15 protein-coding genes are annotated in these 16,100 nt (G+C 59.6%); 7 read left to right on the top strand and 8 right to left on the bottom strand.

Features of this window, described 5'->3' with window-relative positions; genetic code table 11:
* Nucleotides 1-19 precede the first annotated feature (19 nt).
* From FZF01_RS12335 to FZF01_RS12365, 7 genes are all read right to left on the bottom strand, one after another.
* A complete protein-coding gene (locus tag FZF01_RS12335) occupies nt 20-1,411 on the bottom strand; it encodes an efflux transporter outer membrane subunit (protein WP_150278475.1) in 1,392 nt (463 codons plus the stop codon).
* Nucleotides 1,401-3,377 carry a MacB family efflux pump subunit gene (locus FZF01_RS12340; RefSeq protein ID WP_150278476.1) on the bottom strand — a complete coding sequence of 659 codons (1,977 nt, stop codon included), beginning with the start codon at nt 3,375-3,377 and terminating at the stop codon, nt 1,401-1,403. Before FZF01_RS12340 ends, FZF01_RS12335 begins: the two co-directional genes overlap by 11 nt.
* A 2-nt stretch (nt 3,378-3,379) precedes the next feature.
* A complete protein-coding gene (locus tag FZF01_RS12345; protein ID WP_150278477.1) occupies nt 3,380-4,582 on the bottom strand; it encodes an efflux RND transporter periplasmic adaptor subunit in 1,203 nt (400 codons plus the stop codon).
* 92 nt (nt 4,583-4,674) lie between these two features.
* A complete protein-coding gene (locus FZF01_RS12350) occupies nt 4,675-5,454 on the bottom strand; it encodes a substrate-binding periplasmic protein (RefSeq protein ID WP_150278478.1) in 780 nt (259 codons plus the stop codon).
* Between the two features lie 84 nt (nt 5,455-5,538).
* Nucleotides 5,539-6,282: a VOC family protein gene (locus FZF01_RS12355; RefSeq protein WP_150278479.1), complete on the bottom strand. Its 744-nt coding sequence runs from the start codon at nt 6,280-6,282 to the stop codon at nt 5,539-5,541.
* 45 nt (nt 6,283-6,327) lie between these two features.
* Nucleotides 6,328-7,719: a sigma-54-dependent transcriptional regulator gene (locus FZF01_RS12360; RefSeq protein WP_150278480.1), complete on the bottom strand. Its 1,392-nt coding sequence runs from the start codon at nt 7,717-7,719 to the stop codon at nt 6,328-6,330.
* Entirely contained in the window at nt 7,706-9,199 is a 1,494-nt protein-coding gene (locus FZF01_RS12365) for a sensor histidine kinase (protein WP_188434391.1), read from the bottom strand. The genes FZF01_RS12360 and FZF01_RS12365 overlap by 14 nt, the downstream gene beginning before the upstream one ends.
* A 212-nt stretch (nt 9,200-9,411) precedes the next feature.
* On the opposite strand from FZF01_RS12365, the gene FZF01_RS12370 reads away from it, so the two are divergent.
* Nucleotides 9,412-9,837 carry a DUF4168 domain-containing protein gene (locus FZF01_RS12370; protein WP_150278482.1) on the top strand — a complete coding sequence of 142 codons (426 nt, stop codon included), beginning with the start codon at nt 9,412-9,414 and terminating at the stop codon, nt 9,835-9,837.
* Nucleotides 9,838-9,931: 94 nt separating this feature from the next.
* Here the strand turns inward: FZF01_RS12370 and FZF01_RS12375 are convergent, their stop codons facing one another.
* Nucleotides 9,932-10,825: a LysR substrate-binding domain-containing protein gene (locus FZF01_RS12375; RefSeq protein WP_150278483.1), complete on the bottom strand. Its 894-nt coding sequence runs from the start codon at nt 10,823-10,825 to the stop codon at nt 9,932-9,934.
* 110 nt (nt 10,826-10,935) lie between these two features.
* Here FZF01_RS12375 and FZF01_RS12380 point away from each other — a divergent pair, with 110 nt between their 5' ends.
* The 6 genes from FZF01_RS12380 (at nt 10,936) to FZF01_RS12405 (ending at nt 16,095) form a co-directional block, all read left to right on the top strand.
* Nucleotides 10,936-12,048 carry an S-(hydroxymethyl)glutathione dehydrogenase/class III alcohol dehydrogenase gene (locus FZF01_RS12380; RefSeq protein WP_150278484.1) on the top strand — a complete coding sequence of 371 codons (1,113 nt, stop codon included), beginning with the start codon at nt 10,936-10,938 and terminating at the stop codon, nt 12,046-12,048.
* Between the two features lie 167 nt (nt 12,049-12,215).
* On the top strand, nt 12,216-13,064 hold the full coding sequence (gene fghA, locus FZF01_RS12385; RefSeq protein WP_150278485.1) for an S-formylglutathione hydrolase: 849 nt from the start codon (nt 12,216-12,218) through the stop codon (nt 13,062-13,064).
* 60 nt (nt 13,065-13,124) lie between these two features.
* Entirely contained in the window at nt 13,125-13,598 is a 474-nt protein-coding gene (ispF, locus tag FZF01_RS12390) for a 2-C-methyl-D-erythritol 2,4-cyclodiphosphate synthase (protein WP_150278486.1), read from the top strand.
* A gap of 11 nt (nt 13,599-13,609) precedes the next feature.
* Nucleotides 13,610-14,671, top strand: a complete 1,062-nt coding sequence (gene truD, locus FZF01_RS12395; protein ID WP_150278530.1) for a tRNA pseudouridine(13) synthase TruD — start codon at nt 13,610-13,612, stop codon at nt 14,669-14,671.
* On the top strand, nt 14,671-15,420 hold the full coding sequence (gene surE / locus FZF01_RS12400) for a 5'/3'-nucleotidase SurE (protein ID WP_150278487.1): 750 nt from the start codon (nt 14,671-14,673) through the stop codon (nt 15,418-15,420). The genes truD and surE overlap by 1 nt, the downstream gene beginning before the upstream one ends.
* Nucleotides 15,421-16,095: a protein-L-isoaspartate(D-aspartate) O-methyltransferase gene (locus tag FZF01_RS12405; protein ID WP_150278488.1), complete on the top strand. Its 675-nt coding sequence runs from the start codon at nt 15,421-15,423 to the stop codon at nt 16,093-16,095.
* Nucleotides 16,096-16,100 lie beyond the last annotated feature (5 nt).

Here is a 16,100-nt window from a genome sequence, read left to right on the forward strand (position 1 = left end):
AGGGGTGTGGTGAGGCAGCTTACCTCACCATGCTTGCCCCATAAAGAACCCCAGGCTCACGCCAGCCGCCGCCAAGTGCGCGGAACAGGTCCACGCTGGCCAACAGTACGATTGCGCGCTGTTGGATAAGCGTATCCTGACTCTGGTACCAGGTACGCTGGGTATCCAGCAGTGAGACTAGATCAATGGAGCCTGCCCGGTAACGGATCTCGGCCAGGTTGAAAGCGCGTTCCGCCTCGCTGGTCGCCAGCTCCAGAAACTGAAAGCGCAATCGGGCCTGCTGAGCCGCGCCAAGTGCAGTATCGGCCTCGCCGAGTGCAATGAGCAAGGTTCTACGATAGTCGATCAGAAGCTCCTCCTGGCGGGCACGGGACAGTTCTACCTGTGCTTTGAGGGCGCCACCATCGAAGATCGACTGGGCTAACCCGGCTGCCAATGTCCAGCCGGTGGCGGAGCTGCTTAGTAGTGTACCCAGAGCGGCGCTTTGGGCTCCCAACTGGCCGGTCAGGGCGATGCTGGGAAACAGCGCTGCCCTGGCCACTGTCACATTGGCGTTGGCAGCGACCAGGCGCGCCTCGCTGGCGCGGATATCCGGGCGACGATTGAGCAGCTCCGCTGGTAATCCGGCACCTATCAGGGGTACCGCTACATCGGTGAGATTCTCTCCCGCGGGCAGTTGTGCGTCCGGCGCCTGCCCCAGGAGCAATGCAAGGCTGTTACGCAACTGCAGGCTTTGCTGCTCAAGCCCGGGCAGGCTGGCGCGCAACTGGGCGACCAGGGTGCGTTGCTGGCTGACCTCCAGACTGTCCGCTGCGCCAAAACGGTAACGGGTCTCGACCAGGTTCAACACCCGTTCGGCATTGGCCAGACTGCTGCGGGTCAGGGCCAGGCGTTGCCGGTTTTCCAGAGTCTGCAGCCAGTTGCTGACCACGGTGGCCTGGATGCTGATGGCCAGTGTCTGGGCGTCGTATTCACTGGCCAGCAAGGTGGCGCGCGCCGCGTTGGTGGTGGCCTCATTGCGCCCCCAGAAATCCAGCTCATAACGGGTGGTCAAGGCGGCGCCATAGGCGCTTGTGCTGGTGTCGCTGTCGCCGCGGCGGCTGACATCCGTGCTGGCGTTGAGCTGGGGTAGCTGCGACGCGCGTGTCTGACGTAATTGAGCTTCAGCCTGGCGGAGTCGGCTGGCTGCGCTGGCCAGATCCAGGTTGCCAGCAGTTGCTCTGGCCAGCAGGGTTTCCAGTGCCGGACTCTGGTACTGGCGCCACCAGTCGGCCTCTGGCCATGCGTGCCCTGCGACGGGCGCATTCCATTGCTTGGGTACCACCAACGTCTGCTCGGGCATGGGGGTGGTCAGGCTGCAGCCGCCCAGCAGCAGTCCCGGCAGGAGAATCAGAAAGGATCTAGTCAGCACTGAGGGCCACCACTGGGTCTAGGTTGGCCGCCTTGTGGGCGGGCATGTAACCAAAAATCAGGCCGGTTGCAAAGGCACATCCAAACGCCAGCAACACCGGTCCGGCAGTGAATTCGATTGCTGTCCCCAGGGTCTGAAGCCCCGCCGCAAACACCAGGCCGAACGCCACGCCAAGCAGCCCTCCGATGGCAGATACCACCAGAGCCTCGACAATGAATTGTTGGAGAATGTGCCGGGTGCGTGCACCGGTGGCGACCCGAATGCCGATCTCCCGGGTGCGTTCCGTAACGTTGACCAGCATGATGTTCATCACCCCGATTCCACCCACCAACAGGGAAATGGCGGCGATTGATCCGAGCAGTACGGTGAAGGTGTTCTGGGTGTCGGCCACGTTTTCCAGCAGCGAAGCCATATTACGTATCTGGAAGTCCTCCACGCCGCCATGGGCCTGGAGCAGTGTTTGTCTGAGGGCTTCCTGGGTGGCCTCTGCCTGGGTCAGATCATCGATCATCACAGTGATCGAGTTCAGATGACGCTGGCCTATGAGGCGCAGGCTCCCCGTGTTCAGGGGTACGAAAAGCACATCATCCTGATCCGCACCCCAGGGCGTTGCCCCCTTGGGCGCCATGACGCCAATAACCTGGAAAGGCACATTGTTGATCAGCACATACTCGCCCAGAGGGTCGGCACCGGCGCCGAACAGATTGTCAGCCACGGTGCTGCCCAGCACGGTAACAGCGGCATAACGCCGGTTATCTTCTTCATCCAGAAACACGCCCCTGGCTACCGGCCAGTCGCGGGCCAGTGGCAGGGCCGGGCTGGTTGCGGTGATCTGCGTCTGATAATCGGTATTACCGGCGCGCAGGGTAGCCCGGCCACTCATTTCCGGCACGGCCGCAATCACGTTGTCGAGCTGGCCGGCCAGTTCTGCATCCAGTGGCATCAGGGTGTTGGTTGACCCGTCCTGTGACCTGCGGGTGTTGGGCGCGCCAGGCCGCACCAGCAGCAGGTTGGTGCCCAGGGAGCTGATACGCTCGATCACCTCCTGGCGTGCGCCATTACCCACAGCCAGCATCACCACCACTGACGCCACGCCAATAACGATACCCAGCAGGGTCAGTACGGTACGGAAGACGTTGGCGCGAAGGGCCCGTAACGCCATGCGCACAGCCTCGCCTGCGTCGGCCAGTGTTGAGGCTACGGCCTGTTCGCGGTGCTCCCCGGCGGCCGGTGATGGGGCGTTCTCCGGGTTGTCGGGGGAGGGTGCTCCAGCAACGGGAACGGCACCGCTGTCGCGCAGAATCCGGCCATCGCGCATTTCGATCAGGCGCTGGGCATGGCTGGCGACTTCGGCATCGTGGGTGATGATAATGACTGTCTTGCCTTGACTGTGCAGCTGGGCCAGCAGTGCCAGAACGTCCTTGCCGCTCTGGCTGTCCAGCGCACCCGTCGGTTCGTCGGCGAGAATGATCTGTGCATCATTCATCAGCGCCCGGGCGATGGATACCCGCTGTTGCTGGCCACCCGACAGTTGGCTGGGCTTGTTGCGCAGGCGCTCTCCGAGCCCCAGACCGGTCAGCAATGACTCGGCTCGCTCGCGTCGCTCAAGTCGCTGCAGTCCAGCGTAGATGGCCGGCACTTCGACATTCTCGGTTGCACTCGCCGAGGCAATCAGGTGATAGCTCTGAAAGATGAACCCGAAGGTTTCGCGGCGCAGCCTGGCAAGGTCGTCACGTCCCAGGCTCGCCACATCCTGGCCGCGCAGCAGATAGCGGCCGGTGGTGGGGCGATCGAGGCAGCCGAGCAGGTGCATCAGGGTCGACTTGCCGGAGCCCGAAGCGCCCATGATGGCCACGAACTCACCCTGCCTGATCTGCAGGTTGAGGTCGTGCAGAACGGTAGTCGAGAGCTCCCCGTTACGATAGGTTCTGCTGATGCCCTGCAGGTCGATGAGTGCCTCTGTCATGGTCACATGAACCGTCTTGAGGGGCGGCTTGTATCGCCGTCAGCCGTTGGAGGTAGTCCGCCGGTCACAACCTGTTCGCCCTCTTCAAGGCCTGCGAGTACCTCAACGGCAATCCGCGTGCGCGTGCCAATGCGTATTTTTCTAGGTTGCGGCTGCCCCTGGGCGTCGAGAACCTGGACCTGATAATGCTTGCCCTGTGCTTGCGGCGCTTCGTCCGAGCTTGTTTCGCTGGATGGCACGGCCTGGCCCAGGGCGGCTACTGGAATGGTCAGTACATTCTCGGCTGAGTCGCGGACAAAAAATACCTGAGCGCTCATCTGCGGCAGCAGCTCGCCATCACTGTTACTGACGTCGAAAAGCGCGTTGAACAGCACCACATTGTTGATTACTTCCGGGGTGGGCAGAATCTGGCGCAATATGCCTTCCCAGCGGCGCTCCGGGCGGCCCAGCGTGGAGAAGTAGGCCGGCATGCCCACTTCAAGTCGGCTGATGTCTGCCTCTGAGACCTGGGTTTTTACGGTCATGGTCGACAAGTCGGCGATCTGTACTACCACCGGTGCCGTCTGATTGGCGTTGAGGGTCTGGCCCTGATTGGCGAGCTGTTGCACAACCGTGCCGGTCATGGGTGCATGAATGCGGGTGTAGTCCAGGTCCGCCTGGTCGCCGCGTAATGTCGATTCAGTCTGGCGTATCTGTGCTTTGATTGCGGCAATCTGGGCCTGGGCCGAGCGCAGTGTAGCCTGTGCGCTTTCAACCGATTCCTGGCTGGTCGCATCCAGTTCGATCAGGCTCTGTTGCCGCTCTGCCTGCAACCGGGCGAGGGTATATTGGGCCTCGCGATCGGCAAGCTGAGCCTGCAGGTTCTCCAGCTGGGCGGTACTGGCCTCCACACGGGCCAGATACAGAGTCGGGTCGATCTCGGCGAGCAATTGGCCCTCCTCGACACGATCGCCAAGCTCCACATGCAGACGTAGTAGTTGGCCGGATACCTGGGTGCCAACATCCACATACTCCAGCGGACCCAGAGTACCGAGCGCGGTAATGCTCTCCTCAATGTCGCCGCGCAGCACCTCGGCTGTCAGATAGTCCGCGGAGCGGCTTTGCGGCGCAAACCATAGAAACCAGGCCAGTGCGCCGGCTATTGCCAACGCCGTTGTTACCAGTAGTAGAAGCCTGGGGAGCGATCGGGATTTGCCAGCCTGCATGAACCTGCCCTGCGTGAAATGTCCGGGCCAAGTCTACAGTCGGTAGCGTCAGGGCGGGGACGAGAAAGGTAAAGACTCTGTAAAGAGGCGTATCAGCGGTCAGCTTCCAGGCTGCGCCGGTAATCCTGATTGGCCCGGAATAATCGATCGCGTGCACCGCTGTCGACCAGTTGCTGCAATCCGTGGTTGAAAGCGTCCATCAGCTGCTGTGCCCGGGGATGATCCCGGGGAATGATCAGATGGAGGCTAACATCGTCCAACGGTTCGGGTAGCTTGCGAACATTACGCGGTGTCAGCATTGGTGGGACCGCCTGCCAGGCGAGCTCGTCGGGGTTGCTGATCAGCACATCCACGCGACCAAGTTGCAGCATCGCATGGCATTGCTCCATGCTGCGCGGTCGGACAAACGCCAAGCGGTCACTTGCCAGACGTACCCATCCACTAACCTCATAACCCGTGGGCAGGCAGAAGGTTGCGTCGCTGAGCTCTTCCGGCGTGCCGGTTTTCCAGGTGCTGTCGCTGCGAACATAGAGCCTGAGATTCAACTCATACAGGGGGTCGGAAAATAGAAAACTCGACGCACGGCGGGGAGTACTGAGGTAAGGGAAGGTAGCGTCGTATTCGAGACGCAATGTCTCTTCGTAACCACGTGCCCAGGGTTTGAATTCAACTCTGGCCGATTGGCCCCCGGTAGCAAACGCCTGCCGTACCATCTGTGTAAGCACGCCACCCTCGCTCAGCGTACTGCCCGCAAATGGCGGATAATCGTCACCACTGACCAGATCGACAGGCTCTGGTAACGCACTGGCCAGTTCAGGCAGGCATCCCAGGGTGGTTGCCAGGAGTATTCTGGTTGCAGCTTTCAAGCTCATGACGGTTGATTTCCTTTTCTACCGTTTATGCGTTCCTGCCCCGCAGCTACAAGATAAATGTGCTGGGGTTGTCGGTCAGGTTAATCAGACTGCCTTACCGGTAACCGAAGCCCTTTCCGAGATTTCTATCCATACTCCGTCAGGATCAAACACGAATGCAATACGCGCGGTGTTGCCAAGCGTTTCCGGCGCACGGCCTGAGGTCGCACCGGCCTGCAGAGCTTTGGCGTAGGACGCGTCGCAATCGGATACCTGTAGCGTAAGGTAGCGTAATCCCAGGGTCGCCAGGGGTGCAGCTGGCTGGGGTGGTATGCCGGTTTCTTCCAGTAGCAACAGACTCCGGCCACAGGCCATAACCCCCGGGGAAACCTCGTTCAGCCCCAGAGCCTCCATGTAAAATTGCCGACTGGTCTGCAAACTGGCGACCTTCAGGCGCATTGCCAGCCCCTCTACGCCCTCGTGCCCCGGAGGCACGACGCGCACAGGCGTCCCGTCCGGATCAACACCGGTGGTCGGCACGGTGCACTTGGGGCTGGCAATGATCAGCTCCGCCAGCGGGCTGTTGTCTATCCGTGGCGGCAGGGGGGCGCGGGCGTCATTGATTTTCAGCACGGCCTGATCTGCCTGGTAACGGTGTTGCAGAACTCCGCCGCCAAGCTTCAGGGTGTGGTCGAAGGGCAGGCCCAGGTCGCTGTAATAGGCCCGCAGAGCATCGGCCTTGTTGGTAAACAGGCCAACATCAAAAAAATCCTTGGCAAAAGGCATGGGAAAGGGCTCCGTAAAAGCCTGACCATATACCAGCCGGCCGGCAAATGATTCTGTAATCATCAGCGAAATCCATGCCGATTAACCCGGCTGATCTCCTGCGGGCGATTACTCCAGCCAGCGGTACAGAGTCCGTCGGGTAATACCTAGAATGTCCGCTGCCTTGCGTTTATTGCCGGCAGTGGCGTTCAGTACCTGATGGATGTAGTCGCGCTGGACGGTTTCCAGACTTGGCATGCCCGCAGGATCCGTCTCTGCAGTTGCAGGCAGGGATGTTCGGCTGGGCAGCGGCTGAGCATCAGGCCGTGGGAGGCCCTCGGTGGGATTGTCGAGGATACGCTGGGGCAGATGACGCGTTTCAATCAGGGCGCTGTCACAGAAGGTGGCGGCCCTCTCCACTGCGTTCTGCAGTTCGCGCACATTGCCGGGAAAGCTGTATTGCAGCAGGGCGCGCAGGGTGTCATCGGTAAAGCCGCGGATCGACTGCTGCTTGCGGGCATTGAATCGGGTGAGAAAGAATTCCGCCAGCAGCAGCGTGTCTTCACCTCGGCCGCGCAAGGGTGGAACCTGGAGGGCAAAGGTTTCCAGCCGGTAGAACAGATCTTCCCGAAAGCTGCCGTCAGCCACCGCTTCTGTCAAGTTCCGGTTGGTCGCTCCTATGATCCGTACATCCAGCTGGATCTCATGATCACTGCCTACCGGTCGTACGCGACCGTCCTGCAGCACGCGCAAAAGTTTTGCCTGGAGCGCCAACGGCATCTCGCCAAGCTCGTCGAGCAGCAGAGTGCCGCCATCCGCCTGCTGAAAAAGGCCCGCGCGCTGGGTGCGGGCGCCGGTGAATGCCCCGGCAGCGTGGCCAAAAAATTCACTTTCCATCAACTCTGCGGGTATGCCGCCGCAATTGACCACCATGTAGGGCTTGCCGCGGCGCCCACTTTCTTCATGCAAGGCGCGCGCAACCAGTTCCTTGCCCGTGCCGCTTTCACCCTGGACCAGTACGGGGCCGTCCGCCGAAGCAATCTGCCGGATCTGGTGAAACAGCTGCTGCATAGCCGGGCTCTGGCCGATAATGCCGTTGAACTGTTCAATGGCGAGTAACGAGCGGTATTGCAGAACCTCACTTTTCAGCCGGCGATTTTCCAGCAGGCGCGACACCGCCAGCAGGAAGTGATCCATTTCCAGCGGCTTGGTAAGAAAATCGTCCGCCCCGGCCTTGAGTGCTTCCACCGCCTGCTGCACCGACCCGAAGGCGGTGATGATCAGAATCGCCGGCGGTGGCTCGATATTTTTGGCCACAGGCAGCAGGGTCAAGCCGCTCGCATCGGGCAGGCGAAGGTCGCTGATCAAGAGATCGGGGGGAGTCTCGCCCAGCGCTTGCTCGCCCTCACTGGCATCACGGCAGGGGGTAACTCTGTAACCCTCGGCTTCCAGCTCTTCGGTCAGTAGTTCGCGCAGGCCGCGGTCGTCCTCGACCAGAAGAATGGATTCAGGCTGGGCCATGTTCGGTGTCTCCGTTGATGGTGGGCCGGGGGCGTGGAACTGGCAGGCAGAGTGTGGCGCGGCATCCACCAAGGGGGCCGCTGCCCAGTATCAGGGATCCTTGATGTTCTTCAGCCACGGCCTGGACAATTGCCAGGCCCAGACCGGTGCCTTCACCGGAGGATTTTGTGGTGTAGAAAGGTTCGAGCAACTGCGCGACCGGTTCACCGGGGAGGCCGAGGCCATCATCATCGATATGGAAACACAGGCTTTGAGCTCCAGCCGTGGTGCTGATCACTACCCGGGTGGATGCCGCTTGCAGGCCGTTGCGCATCAGATTGAGCAACGCCAGCTCAATCCGGCCCGCATCACCCTCGAATCCCGGGAGTTTTGTCTCATCCTGCTCCAGGAGTACCTGTTTTGCCGCCATGTCGGCCTCCGGACGCAGGGCCTCGATAGCACTGTGCAGTAGCTGCGTTGGCGAAAGCTGGCGATGCTGCGGCGCTGAGGGTCTGCAATAGTCCAGTAGCTGCCGAACAGTGCGCGTCAGCCGCGCGACCTGGGTGCGAATTCCCTCAAGCTGTTGTTGCTGTTGTGCAGTCAGATCATCACTGCGTTGCAGGCGGCGGGCTCTGCCATCGATCACACTCAGCGGTGCTCCAAGCTCATGGGCAATGCCCCTGGCCATACTGCCGATTGCAGCCATTTTCTCGTTATCCTTGAGGCGGCCCAGCAAATCTGTTTCGGCACGACGATGCGCCTCCACGTCTGCCTGGGCATGCTCGATGCTGTCGAGCATACGGTTCAGGCCATGGGCCAGATTAGCCACCTCGCTGGGTCCTTCTGCTGCGGCGCGGTGGGAGTGGTCGCCATGGGCAACACGGCCCATATGAGCCAGTAGCTTGTCGACATGACGGCCCACACCTCCGTAATGCCCCAGCAGTACCGCGCCAAGAATGGTCAGACTGGCAAGCGCCCAGACCAGCCACGCGATCAGTTGCAGTTGTTCCAGAGCACGGCCGAAGTCACTGGCGCGTCGGGTTATCTGGATCAGTCCGCGTATCTGACCGGTGGCATCGGTCAGGGGGAGAAAGTGGGAAAACAGATTGCGTCCAGCAACGCGGCTGTAGGCTTCCTGGCCCTGGCCGGTGGTGACTATTCGTTCGGGAATCGTGGTTCGGGTCAGGTCCCGCTCCGTCACGCCCGCGGACGCGATCCGCACACCATCAACATCGTAAACCGAAGCGCCGTACACCTCGCCAATATCGAATACCGAGCGCAGAGCCAGTTCTATACCTGCGCGATCGCCCTTCACCAGTGAGGTGCCGATGGGAATGCTGATGGCACGTCCGATCAGCTCAAGGTCATTCTTGAGCCGCTGCTCCTGAAACTCGCTCGCTTGCCCCAGGCCGAAACGAATACCTAGGGCGGAAAGCAGCATCAATGGCAGTACGACGAACAACAGCAGTGAGCGTTGCAGGCCGCTAATGGGAGGCAACAATCGCAAGTGTCGGAGTGTATTCAATCTGAACGGATATTTTTTGCTCATGTAGAGAAAAGATACACAAAACGCCTGTCGAGTGCCAGTTGATGTCCTTGGGTAAATTCTATTATTTAAAAAATATTAGCTAAAACAGTGTGTTGGGGGTTTTTTCCATAAACTGGCATGGAACATGGATAGTGTCAGGTACACATTCAGAAGGAGATATCCATATGAACAACCTTAAAACTCTCGCCGCCGCAATCTGTCTTACCGCCTTCGGCGCCGCGGCTCCCAGCGTTATGGCGCAGGCTACTGGTGCGCAGCAGGGTCAGCCGGCTCAGCAAAATCAGACTCAGCAAGGTATGGCCAGCCAGCCAGGCATGGCAGGCCAGCAAGCCGCCACAGAAATCAGCGATGCCGATCTCGAGAAGTTCGTGGAAGCTTCCGATAAGGTTTTCGAGATCCGCGATGAGTTTACCGAGAAGCTCAACGGGGTAGATGATCCGCAGCAAGCGCAGTCCTTGCAGATGGAAGCACAGGAAGAAATGATGGAAGCAGTCACTGACACTGGTATTGAAGTGCCTGTGTACAACGAGATTGCGACCCGCTTGCAAACCGATACTGACCTGCAGGAGCGTGCTCAGCAGTTCAACTGAGTCTGAGCTCCCGGGCCGCAGATGGCGGCTCGCAGTAATATCCCCCGAGAACCGGCGTGGCCTTTTTGCTATGCCGGTTTTTGTTTGGCTGCAGTTACCGTTCTTGATACTCCGGTCGCTCGGCCAGCCCTTCCTTGAGCATTTCAATCAATTGACGCACCTTGGGCGATAGATGACGCTGCTGGGGGTACAGAGCCCAGACAGCAGTATGCGGAGGTTGGTGCTGATTCAGTAGCGAGCGTAGTGCGCCGCTCTGAAGATGCTCGCGCACATAGTAATCAGGTAGCTGGCAGAGCCCAAAGCCCAGCAGCGCCGCATCCAGCACTGCCTTGCCACTGTTACAGCGCCAGTTCCCCTGCACTCGAATGGTCAGCTCACGCCCTGCCTGTTGAAAATCCCAGCTATCGGTGCTGCCTACCAGGCAGTTGTGCCGAGGCAACTCAGACAGGCTATGGGGCGCGCCATGGTGCTCCAGGTAGGAAGGAGCGGCACACAGGTACATGCGTCTGGGAGCTATTTTCGTTGCCACCATGCTCGAATCCGGCAGCCGACCCAGACGGATAGCCAGATCATAGCTGCCATGTAACAGGTCCAGGGTCTGGTTGGTCAGCGTGGTTTCAATTTGTAGCTGCGAATAGCGCTGCATGAACCGGTTCACCAACGGCATGATGAAGTTCTCTCCGTAGGCCACGGCGCAGGTCATGCGTAACAGCCCCTTGGGCTCACCACCCATGTCACCAATAGCCTGCAGTGCCTCCTCGCGGGCATCCTGCAGACGCTGGCAGTGCTGTAGAAATGTCCGGCCTGCTTCAGTCAGGCTCACCTTGCGGGTGCTGCGATAGAACAGCCGTGTCTGCAAGCGGTCTTCAAGCCGGGCGATCTGCCGGCTGACATGGGAGGACGACAGGCCCAATTGCTTTGCCGCGCTGCTGAACTGCCCCAGCTCAGCTACGCTCACAAATTCATCCAGACCGTCCCAGTTACTCATATCTGCGTGATTATCCCTGTGTGGCAATAATGTTTTGTCCCGCGGCCTATTATCCACACTTGATGCTTCTACTACACTCATCCCATCGCTTTTACCCTCAGGAGAGTCACATGATCAAATCACGAGCCGCAGTCGCATTCGAGGCCGGTAAGCCACTGGAGATCGTCGAAGTAGATGTCGCGCCACCCCAGAAGGGCGAGGTGCTGGTCCGTATTGTTGCCAGCGGTGTATGTCACACAGACGCCTTCACGCTGTCGGGTGAAGACCCCGAGGGTATCTTTCCGGCGATTCTGGGCCATGAGGGCGGTGGGATAGTTGAAGCTATAGGCGAAGGCGTAACCTCGCTGGAAGTAGGTGACCATGTCATTCCGCTCTACACCGCCGAATGTCGCGAGTGCAAATTCTGCAAGTCAGGCAAGACCAATCTCTGTCAGGCCGTGCGTGGTACGCAAGGCAAGGGTGTGATGCCCGATGGCACCTCGCGCTTCTCTTACCAGGGCAAACCCATCTATCACTACATGGGTTGCTCGACCTTTTCCGAATATACCGTTTTGCCGGAGATTTCCCTGGCCAAGATTCCCAAGGATGCGCCTCTGGAAAAGGTCTGTCTGCTGGGCTGCGGCGTGACCACCGGGATTGGCGCGGTGCTCAATACTGCCAAGGTGGAAGAGGGCGCAACCGTGGCTATCTTCGGTCTGGGTGGCATCGGTCTGGCGGCGATTATTGGCGCGACCATGGCCAAGGCCAGCCGCATCATTGCGATCGACATCAACCCCTCGAAGTTCGATATCGCCCGGGAGCTTGGTGCTACCGATTTCGTCAATCCCAAGGATCATGACAAGCCGATCCAGGAAGTCATCGTCGAGATGACCGATGGCGGGGTGGATTACTCCTTCGAATGCGTAGGCAATGTACAGCTGATGCGCGCAGCCCTGGAATGCGCCCACAAGGGCTGGGGCGAGTCGACCATCATTGGTGTTGCCGGAGCTGGCCAGGAAATCAGCACCCGGCCCTTCCAACTGGTAACCGGCCGAGTCTGGCGCGGCAGCGCATTCGGCGGCGTCAAGGGCCGTACCGAACTGCCGGGCTATGTTGCCAAATCCCAGAGCGGCGAAATCCCCTTGGATACCTTTATCACCCACACCATGGGTCTGGAGGACATCAACAAGGCGTTTGACCTGATGCACGAAGGCAAGAGCATCCGTACGGTCATACATTTCTAGAACAAGCCACAAGCCACAAGCCACAAGCCACAAGCTGCAAGCGGCAAGCTACAAGCCACAAGCCACAAGCGGCAAGCTACAAGCTACAAGCTACAAGTGCCGGACAGAGGTTGAGGGTTTAAACTTGCGGCTTGAAGCTTGCGGCTTGACGCTCAAGGGGATCTACCATGTCTACTATCGAACTTATCTCCGCCAACAAGAGTTTTGGCGGTTGGCACAAGCGTTATCGTCACCGCTCTACCGCTACTTCCTGCGATATGACGTTTGCGATTTATCTGCCGCCCCAGGCGGATCAGGGTGAGCCTGTGCCCGTGGTCTACTGGTTGTCGGGACTGACTTGTACCGATGAGAACTTCATGCAAAAGGCCGGCGCCCAGCGGGTGGCCGCAGAACTGGGAGTGGTTATTGTGGCTCCTGACACCAGCCCCCGCGGTGAGGGTGTGCCGGATGATCCGGATGGCGCCTACGATTTCGGCATGGGTGCCGGGTTCTACATCAACGCTACCGAGGAGCCTTGGGCGCGCAATTACCGCATGTACGACTATGTGGTGGATGAGTTACCCAAGCTGATTGAGGCCAACTTTCCGGTATCGGAACAGCGCAGCATCTTCGGTCACTCGATGGGCGGGCATGGAGCACTGATTTGTGCTCTGAAAAACCCGGGTCATTATCAATCGGTATCTGCCCTTGCGCCGATCACCAATCCCAGTCAGGTGCCCTGGGGCCAGAAAGCGCTCGGGCGGTACCTGGGCAGCGATGTTGAGCAATGGAAAAAGTGGGACACCTGCGAGCTGATTGCAGGCGCGACAGAGCGTTTGCCGCTGCTGGTTGATCAGGGTGAGGGTGATGAGTTCATCCAGCAGTTGAACCCCGAGGCGTTGGAGGCGGCGGCTGCAGCGGTGGGACATCCTCTGACACTACGTAGGCAGCCAGGCTATGACCACAGCTATTACTTTATCGCGACCTTTATCGAGGACCATTTGCGCTATCACGCCAAGGCACTGGGTCGCGCCTGAGCTTCAAGCTTTGCGCCTCACACTGTAAGATCTCCCCCTGATTAATCGGGGGAGATCTTCATGCGTATCGGGCACGGCTATGACGTTCATCGTTTCGGCGAAGGCGATTCCATCATCCTTGGCGGCGTGCGGATTGCGCATAACAAGGGGCTGATAGCACACTCTGATGGCGATGTCCTGATGCACGCGCTGACCGATGCCTTGCTTGGCGCTGCCGGGCTGGGCGATATTGGCAAGCACTTCCCGGACACTGATGAGCGTTTTCAGGGGGCTGACAGCCGCGTATTGCTGCGCCATGCGTTGACTCTGGTGCGGGGTAAGGGCTGGCAGGTTGGGAATATGGATGCGACCATTGTTGCTCAGGCTCCGAAAATGGCGCCACACATTGCGGCCATGTGCGAGTTTATTGCCGCCGACCTGCAGATTGGCCGTGATCAGGTCAACGTCAAGGCTACTACCACCGAGAAGCTTGGCTTTACCGGGCGCGAGGAAGGCATCGCGGTTCACGCAGTTGCCTTGCTGCTGCCCCTGTGAACGACCCGTTGATAGTCCCCGGTAACCAATTGCTGGGTCCCCGCGCATGGGGTGAACCTTGTGGTCGAGCGGTACTGAAGGCCTCGCCCGAGGATTTTCGGGTCGCTGAGGTGATGGACATCAAGCTCAGTGGTGCAGGTGAACACCTGTGGTTGCTGATCGAGAAGCGCAATCTGAATACCGAGGAGGTAGCCAGACAACTCGCCCGCGTAGCCGGGGTCAAACTGCGTGATGTCAGCTATGCAGGAATGAAAGATCGGCTGGCAGTCACCAGCCAATGGTTCAGCCTGCAACTGCCCGGCCGGGAAGATCCTGATTTCACAGGCCTCTGGGGCGACAACCTGCGCTGCCTCGAGTCCCTGCGGCACAGCCGCAAATTGCAGCGCGGCGCGCACAGTGCCAACCGATTCGTCATACGCCTGAATCGACTTGATGCAGACCTGCCTGCCCTGGAAGAGCGCCTGCAACAGATCGCAAGTCAGGGTGTGCCCAATTATTTCGGGCCCCAGCGCTTCGGGCGCGGTGGCAGCAATGTGTTTGACGCGCGCAATTGGGCCGCGCGGGAGGCGTTGCCACCAGCCAGGGGAACACGCTCACGCTTGCTATCTACCGCGCGTAGCCTGTTGTTCAATAGACTGCTGGCCAGTCGGGTGGCCGATGGCTCCTGGAACAGGGTGTTGCCCGGCGATTGTCTGGCCTTCACCAACAGCCGCAGTCAATTCTCGGCTGAGCGGCTGGAGTCCAATGATCCCCGACTGGCCGCCCTGGACCTCCACCCGACAGGCCCGCTGTGGGGGCAGGGTGAGCTCCCGGTCAGCGACCAGGTACGGGAGATGGAGCAAGTCATCACCGGGGCCGAGCCCGTCCTGACTGCGTGGCTGGAAAAAGCCGGGCTGGAACAGGCACGCAGAATCTTGCGCCTCCCCATTGAAGCCCTGGCATGGCATTATCCCTCAGCGGATAGCCTGGAACTTGAATTCACCTTGCCGACCGGTTGTTTTGCGACAGCGGTGTTACGTGAGCTGGTCATACTCGATGACGAGCCGGGCGGCGGACTGGAAAGCGAAATCTGATGCGAATTTTGATCACCAATGATGATGGCGTTCTGGCGCCTGGCGTAAAGGCCCTGCATGGTGCGTTGACTGACTACGCCGACTGCGTGGTTGTGGCCCCACACGAGGACCGCAGTGGCGCGAGCAGTTCCTTGAGTCTGGATCGTCCGTTGCGTCCATTCACACTGGAAAACGGTTTTGTCGGACTCAATGGTACGCCCACCGACTGTGTTCATCTGGGGCTCAATGCGTTCTATGAAGACAGCATCGACATGGTAGTGGCGGGTATCAACCACGGTGCCAACCTGGGGGACGATGTGCTGTATTCCGGTACGGTAGCTGCAGCCCTGGAAGGTCGTTTTCTGTCGCGCACGGCCATGGCGTTTTCCCTCGTCGGCAGGCAGGGAGACAACATGAGTACCGCAGCGAGTATTGCCCGGCGCATGGTGGAAACCCACGATCAACTGGATCTGCCGCCCCGCACCATCCTCAATGTGAATATTCCAAACCTGCCCCTGGATCAGATCAAGGGTATCCGGCTGACCCGTCTTGGGCATCGTCAGAGAGCAGCCAAGCCCGTCCGTTGGGTGGATCCACGTGGCAAGGAAGGTTACTGGATTTCGGTAGCCGGTGATGCCGAGGACGGTGGTGAAGGCACCGACTTCCATGCCGTCATGCAGGGTTACGTCTCGGTGACGCCATTGCGGGTCGACAAGACCCACTTCGAGGTCTTCGATCATCTCGGACAATGGCTTGAGGGGCTTGAGTGAATGGCTGCGCGTGAAGACATGAATCGCCACGGTATCGGGATGACCTCACAGCGAACTCGGGAGCGTTTGCTCGAGCGTCTGTTCGAGGAAGGCATCCGTAATCTGCATGTGCTGGAGACCATGCGCCGAACGCCGAGGCATCTGTTCGTGGATGAGGCACTGTCCCATCGGGCCTATGAAGATACGGCTTTACCCATAGGTCACAATCAGACGTTGTCACAGCCTTACATAGTGGCGCGCATGACCGAGTTGTTGCTGGGTGGCGGGCCGCTGGACAAGGTGCTGGAGGTGGGTACCGGCTCGGGGTATCAGACCGCGGTGCTGGCGCAGGTGGTCGAGCGGGTTTTCACCGTCGAGCGGATCTACCCGCTGCAGGAGCGGGCCAAGGAAACACTCAAGGCCATTGATGTGCGTAACGTGGTTTTCAGACATTCCGATGGCAATTGGGGTTGGCCTCAATATGGGCCCTACGACGCCATCCTGGTTACTGCGGCGCCCGCGGAAGTGCCTGTAGAACTATTGAACCAACTGGCCGACGGTGGTCGTATGGTGATCCCGGTAGGTCAGCACGAACAATTTCTTACCTTGGTGATACGTGAAGGCGACGCATTTATCCGCCAACAGGTTGAGCCGGTGAATTTTGTCCCCTTATTGGCAGGAGCCATACGATCTTGAGCAAG

This window comes from Halopseudomonas salina (genome assembly GCF_008641105.1).

Bases quoted from the DNA above. Each gene is read 5' to 3' on its own strand.
- FZF01_RS12340 (WP_150278476.1), bottom strand. From the start codon at position 3,377: ATGACAGAGGCACTCATCGACCTGCAGGGCATCAGCAGAACCTATCGT.
- FZF01_RS12345 (WP_150278477.1), bottom strand. From the start codon at position 4,582: ATGCAGGCTGGCAAATCCCGATCGCTCCCCAGGCTTCTACTACTGGTA.
- FZF01_RS12350 (WP_150278478.1), bottom strand. From the start codon at position 5,454: ATGAGCTTGAAAGCTGCAACCAGAATACTCCTGGCAACCACCCTGGGA.
- FZF01_RS12355 (WP_150278479.1), bottom strand. From the start codon at position 6,282: ATGATTACAGAATCATTTGCCGGCCGGCTGGTATATGGTCAGGCTTTT.
- FZF01_RS12360 (WP_150278480.1), bottom strand. From the start codon at position 7,719: ATGGCCCAGCCTGAATCCATTCTTCTGGTCGAGGACGACCGCGGCCTG.
- FZF01_RS12370 (WP_150278482.1), top strand. From the start codon at position 9,412: ATGAACAACCTTAAAACTCTCGCCGCCGCAATCTGTCTTACCGCCTTC.
- FZF01_RS12375 (WP_150278483.1), bottom strand. From the start codon at position 10,825: ATGAGTAACTGGGACGGTCTGGATGAATTTGTGAGCGTAGCTGAGCTG.
- FZF01_RS12380 (WP_150278484.1), top strand. From the start codon at position 10,936: ATGATCAAATCACGAGCCGCAGTCGCATTCGAGGCCGGTAAGCCACTG.
- fghA (WP_150278485.1), top strand. From the start codon at position 12,216: ATGTCTACTATCGAACTTATCTCCGCCAACAAGAGTTTTGGCGGTTGG.
- ispF (WP_150278486.1), top strand. From the start codon at position 13,125: ATGCGTATCGGGCACGGCTATGACGTTCATCGTTTCGGCGAAGGCGAT.
- surE (WP_150278487.1), top strand. From the start codon at position 14,671: ATGCGAATTTTGATCACCAATGATGATGGCGTTCTGGCGCCTGGCGTA.
- FZF01_RS12405 (WP_150278488.1), top strand. From the start codon at position 15,421: ATGGCTGCGCGTGAAGACATGAATCGCCACGGTATCGGGATGACCTCA.